Source organism: bacterium (genome assembly GCA_040754625.1).
Lineage (GTDB): Bacteria > JACRDZ01 > JAQUKH01 > JAQUKH01 > JAQUKH01 > JAQUKH01.
Genome location: JBFMCF010000106.1, coordinates 1 through 5,021, shown reverse-complemented (window position 1 = coordinate 5,021; position 5,021 = coordinate 1). Strand labels below are relative to the sequence as shown.

Below are 5,021 nucleotides of genomic sequence, written 5' to 3'. Positions count from 1 at the left end.
GATAATGAAAAACATAAAACTTTCAGGCAAAAAGTTTTTCATTTTAGAGATTCTTTTTCTCATGATTCACTTATGGTTTTGCCAAATATTTTAAAATTGGCAGCTTAAATTTGCCAAACTCAAGTATTAATAAATAGATTGGTAAGAGAGGGTATTCTTTTAATATCCTCTCTTACTTTTAAAAAAACTGAGAGGGTGAGAATATGAAAAAATATATATTATACTTTAGTTCTGTTATGATATTACTATCATTTTCCTATTCTCACGCCCTAAGTTATACCTTCTACGGTTATGATTCCGGCGGTGTGGGTTCAGCGGATATGGACATTAATATCTCCGGAAACATTTTGACTGTAACATTAAACAACACTTCTCCCACCAGCCTTAGCGATAATTCGGGGCCAAATACGCCGGGTATCACAAAGTTTGGTTTTGACTTGCTTAATTTTAATTCAATTTCACTTTTAAGCTGGGAGCTAAAGGCATATGAATTAAAAAACCAGAATCTTTCGGACCATCCTGTTAAAATAGGATGGGGTCCGGTTAATAATTGTCTCGATTGCCATGATGTCCACAATAATCAACCCATGTTGCTGAGAGACCCTCGCCCGGAAGGGTATCATAAATGGGAGATGAATGTTAATGAAAAGATTAATGGTGTCAGTTTAGACTATGTCCCTTCAACTTATGATGGAATTGACGGCGCTCTTTTTAATCCTCTTTCGTTGCTTGGCGAAAACAATTTACCGGATGGAAATAACATCCCATTTTTTACAACCAGCTACTTAACAATGAATTTTAGCGGTTCGCCCATCTTGGATGAGACGTCCACTTATATAAGGATGCAGAATGTCGGGAGAAATGGCGAAGGCAGTTTAAAATTATATGGCCAGCCGGTTATTATCCCTGAGCCAGGGACGGTGTTTTTACTCGGCAGTTTGGTAAGCGGGTTGTTGGGATTTACGGGATTTAGAAAGAAATTCTAGAACATGAAGATAAAATCAAAATTTTTAAAAACCGGCATTTTTACTTTTTTCTTTATAATACTCTTTTTAAGCAGTTCAAAAGCAATATCTTTTGATACTAACGATAAACTACAAGCTTTGGAAAGTACCCAGTGGCCGTGGAGTGATAGTAATGTCACACGTTATCAATTATGGATATCAGAGAATTGGCTGATGGATTATACCGGCACAATAACTTCAATTAAACATTTTACCTGGAACACACATGAAGACCCGTTATATAATTTGAATATATATATATCAAGTACTGATGTTATTGGAGATGATCTCTCGGCAGATTCACCTGATAGTAATCATGGCTCTAACAAGACATTGATTTATTCCGGTAATCTTCCTTTGCCAGGCGATACAACATTTACTATTGATGTCGATGACGTGTTTTATTATAATGGAACCGGGAATCTGCTTATTGACTATTCTTTTAATACTAATAACGGATACACTGACCTTTGGTGGCAGGCTGTGGGACAAAATTCAAACTTTTTTCAGGTAGTAAATCATAATATTATCGGGAATTATATGTTTGATTCCGGCGCCATAAGGACACAACTTGAATTCTCAAGTTCCACTCCGCAAATTCCTGAACCCGGGACAATGCATTTGCTCGGCAGTTTGGCCGCAGGTTTATTTAGTTTTGCAGGATTGCGCAGAAAGTTTACAAAATAATTTATTTTTATAGGTATTTTAACCCTACTTTATTGAATCAAGCAGTTTCTTCGCTTCTTCACCTTCAGGGAAGCTGGCAGATATGTCAAGCGCGCTTTGCAATTCTTTTTTAGCTTCGGCAGTTTTCCCCAATTTATAGTATGTCATTCCTAAATGGTAGCGGACACTCGGATTTTTTGGCAGCTGTTCAACAGCCTTCTTTAAAACATTTAGGGCCTCATCGTAATTGCGCTTGTGATAATAAACGAAACCTAACGTATCCAGGACTGCTCCCTGTTTGGGAGAAATTATAATGGCTTTTAACGCGTATTCCAGTGCCTTGTCAAGATTTTTATTTTCTTTGGCATAAAGATAAGCCAGGTTATTGTAAGGAACCGGAGAAGGCTGTTTTACTTTTTCAGATAACTTTATGGTTTCTTCATATTCTTTTACCGCCAAATCGGTTTTTCCCTGTGTTTCATAAATCAAAGCCAGCGCCAGGTGGAAAGGCGGAAAATTTGGATTAATACTTAGCCCTTTATTAAAATAATAAATGGCTTTTTCAACGTTTTTCATTTTCATATAAATGTTGGCTATATTCTGATACGCGGGAAGAAATTTTTCATTTATCTTAAGGACGTCTTCTATTTTTTTAATGGCAAGCTCATATTTTCCCTGCGCTTCATATATCGCGGCAAGGTTCATCCTGGCTGAAATAGTCTTGGGGTTTGTTTTAATGGCGGTTTCGAGGCTGGATGCCGCTTGATTAAAATCCTTTTTGTTAAGCAATGCCAGGCTTATCATTGTCTGTGCGATTAAATTATTCGGATCGACCGCGATAGCTTTCCTGGCGGTTTTAATAGATTCATCGTTTAATCCTTTTCGTAAATAAAGGGAAGAAAGGGTTAATATGGAATAAACAGATTTAGGATTATCTTCCACCTTTTTTTTAAATTCATCGATAACGATATCAATATTGCCTTTCGCGAGATAAGCGTTTAAAAGCAAGTTTTGCGCTTGTATATCTTCCGGTTTTTTATCCAGTATTTTATGACCTTCCAATAATGCCTGGTCATATAGTTCTTTTTTAATATATATCATCCCGATATTATAATGTGCCCCGGCATGATCAGGATCTATTTTAATGGCTTCTTTAAATTCACTTATTGCCTGTTCTTCCTTGCCGGATCCCTGCAGGGCGATTCCAAGTAAGTAATGGGCTTCAGCAGAAGGGGCAATTTCAATCAGTTTCCAGATGTATTCAGCGGCTTCCTGGAATTTCATTTTAAAAATAAATCCCATGGCAATTGTTTGATAAACAGCCGGGTTATTCGGGTATATTTCTAAAAGCGCTTTTCCCTGAACAATTGCCTGGTCGTATTTCCCCGTTAAATTATAGATTCTCGCTATATTGAGGTTTGCAGGTAAAAAATTAGGGTTGGTTTTTAACGCGTTTTTAAATTCAGTTAACGCTTTATCAATTTCTTTTTCAGCGAGCAGTAATAAGCCTTTGGCGGTAAGAACTGAAGGGTGGTCGGGAGATATTTTCTCGGCTGCGTTAATTTCCTTTTTTGCTTTTTCCATTTCATTTGTTTGTTGATACACTTCAGCCATGACCAGATAAGGTTCGACCGAACTCGGGCTTAATGTTTTAATTTTTTCAGACAATTCTAATGTTTCAGGGTATTTTTTCTGGAAAATATAAATACTTGCGAGAAGACTGAACGCGGGAATATTTGCCGGTTCTTTTTGGAGTGTTTCTTCACATATTTTAATACTTTCATCAAAATTTTTTTCCAGTAAATATATCCCTGCGATTGCAAGTTTGGCATCTGCCATGTCCGGCTTTATTTTTTCAATTTCCCTGAATTCTTCTATAGCGAGTCTGTTTTGTCCAAGTTCCTTATATGTCAGGCCTAGATAGTAATGGGCGTCTGCAAATTCGGGATCCAGGCTGATGGCCTTTTTAAAAGATTCAATGGCTTCCGTACTTTTCCCGTTTTTAAGATAAAGCATGCCCTGGTCAAAGGCATTTTCTTTTTTAGATGACAGCCCGCATCCTGAAGTGAAAATAAACAGGAATATAAATTTTATGAGAAATTTTTTTCTGGACATAAATTTTTCAATAATATACCAGTTTTTGCGTTTAATGTAAAGACTTTTTTTGAAGGATTCGGCGGGGGAAGTTGCCGGGAACGATAAAAATCTATATTCTTTTTTTACATATTCCCGCGAGCCCGAATAAACCTGTCGCTAAACTGCCAAGCAAAAACATGGTATCTGGTTCCGGGATAGGATTTGGTATTGTCACACTGCCGTTTATAGCATCATTTCCGCATGACATAGTCCAGTGGGCATTAAGCTGGATTGGATTGCCGGGAATTATTACGGGCAAATAAAAAGTGTTGACACTGACTATTCTATAATAACTATATCCGCCATAGAAATACCCGCCTGAAGAACTAGTGCCTGAACTGCCGCTGCCGCTTGAATTTCCGGATAACTGTTCGAGTAGTGTTCCCGACTGCATTGCAAAAGGTTTACTGGAACCATAAGGCCCGTATACATCATTATTCCATAAACTAACACTGTAAACTCCCGCTGAATCTATGCCGGGAGTGCCTGTATTACCGCCAACCGGGCTGGGTGTTACATAGTCTTTGGTAAAAAGTCCAAAATCAACCGCGTATTCATAATTTGAAGAATTTCCGTCAAATGAAAGCGCTATATCACCTGCGTAATAATTAATGCCGCCAGTGTATACATTCCCGTCTATCAAGTCAAAACCTGTTTGTAATCCGATTGAAAGAATATTGTCCTGAAATTTATAGAACAGATGTTCAGCATCAAAAGACTGCGCGCCCCAGCCAGGGTTAACATATCCGTCGGTGGTACGGTATCCGTCATCATTGGCAAATTGTGTCCACCCGTTGCTGGTACTGAATATTGGAAGCGGTGTTGCATTGCTGTATGTATAGGTAGTCAGCATAATTACAGCAGTCAGCAATATTTTTTTTGCAAACAATAAATTTTTCATTTTTCATCCCTCTAATATTTTGATTTTATATTATAAAAATAAAAAAGCCAGTCAAATCATAACTGGCTTTTGTCCTTTATTTCTTCAATTCAAAAGAAATGACCTATGCCCATCCGCATATTACATTGTTAATAGATACTATTATATGCTTTTTTATATAAATGTCAAGCTTTTTTTTAATTTAATTGTAACCGGTCAGTTACCGGTGGTTTTGTAGCCGCAGGCTTTAGCCTGCGTAAACATTAACTGATAATTTTATTCAAATTAAAATCAAGCGAACCAGAAAAAGAATAATCTTTCCAGTCGGTAACAAG

4 protein-coding genes are annotated in these 5,021 nt (G+C 37.3%); 2 read left to right on the top strand and 2 right to left on the bottom strand.

From position 1 onward, the window contains the following. The first annotated feature begins 203 nt into the window (after nucleotides 1-203). Together AB1498_10240 and AB1498_10235 are read left to right on the top strand one after the other, a co-directional pair. Nucleotides 204-986 carry a PEP-CTERM sorting domain-containing protein gene (locus AB1498_10240; protein ID MEW6088666.1) on the top strand — a complete coding sequence of 261 codons (783 nt, stop codon included), beginning with the start codon at nucleotides 204-206 and terminating at the stop codon, nucleotides 984-986. Nucleotides 987-989: 3 nt separating this feature from the next. Next, nucleotides 990-1,691: a PEP-CTERM sorting domain-containing protein gene (locus AB1498_10235; GenBank protein ID MEW6088665.1), complete on the top strand. Its 702-nt coding sequence runs from the start codon at nucleotides 990-992 to the stop codon at nucleotides 1,689-1,691. A 24-nt stretch (nucleotides 1,692-1,715) separates the two neighbouring features. Here the strand turns inward: AB1498_10235 and AB1498_10230 are convergent, their stop codons facing one another. Both AB1498_10230 and AB1498_10225 read right to left on the bottom strand, forming a co-directional pair. Then, nucleotides 1,716-3,785 carry a tetratricopeptide repeat protein gene (locus AB1498_10230; protein MEW6088664.1) on the bottom strand — a complete coding sequence of 690 codons (2,070 nt, stop codon included), beginning with the start codon at nucleotides 3,783-3,785 and terminating at the stop codon, nucleotides 1,716-1,718. 91 nt (nucleotides 3,786-3,876) lie between these two features. Next, nucleotides 3,877-4,707, bottom strand: coding sequence for a hypothetical protein (locus AB1498_10225; protein MEW6088663.1), 831 nt, complete (start codon nucleotides 4,705-4,707; stop codon nucleotides 3,877-3,879). Between the last annotated feature and the right edge of the window lie 314 nt (nucleotides 4,708-5,021).

Bases quoted from the DNA above. Each gene is read 5' to 3' on its own strand.
- AB1498_10240 (MEW6088666.1), top strand. From the start codon at position 204: ATGAAAAAATATATATTATACTTTAGTTCTGTTATGATATTACTATCA.
- AB1498_10230 (MEW6088664.1), bottom strand. From the start codon at position 3,785: ATGTCCAGAAAAAAATTTCTCATAAAATTTATATTCCTGTTTATTTTC.
- AB1498_10235 (MEW6088665.1), top strand. From the start codon at position 990: ATGAAGATAAAATCAAAATTTTTAAAAACCGGCATTTTTACTTTTTTC.
- AB1498_10225 (MEW6088663.1), bottom strand. From the start codon at position 4,707: ATGAAAAATTTATTGTTTGCAAAAAAAATATTGCTGACTGCTGTAATT.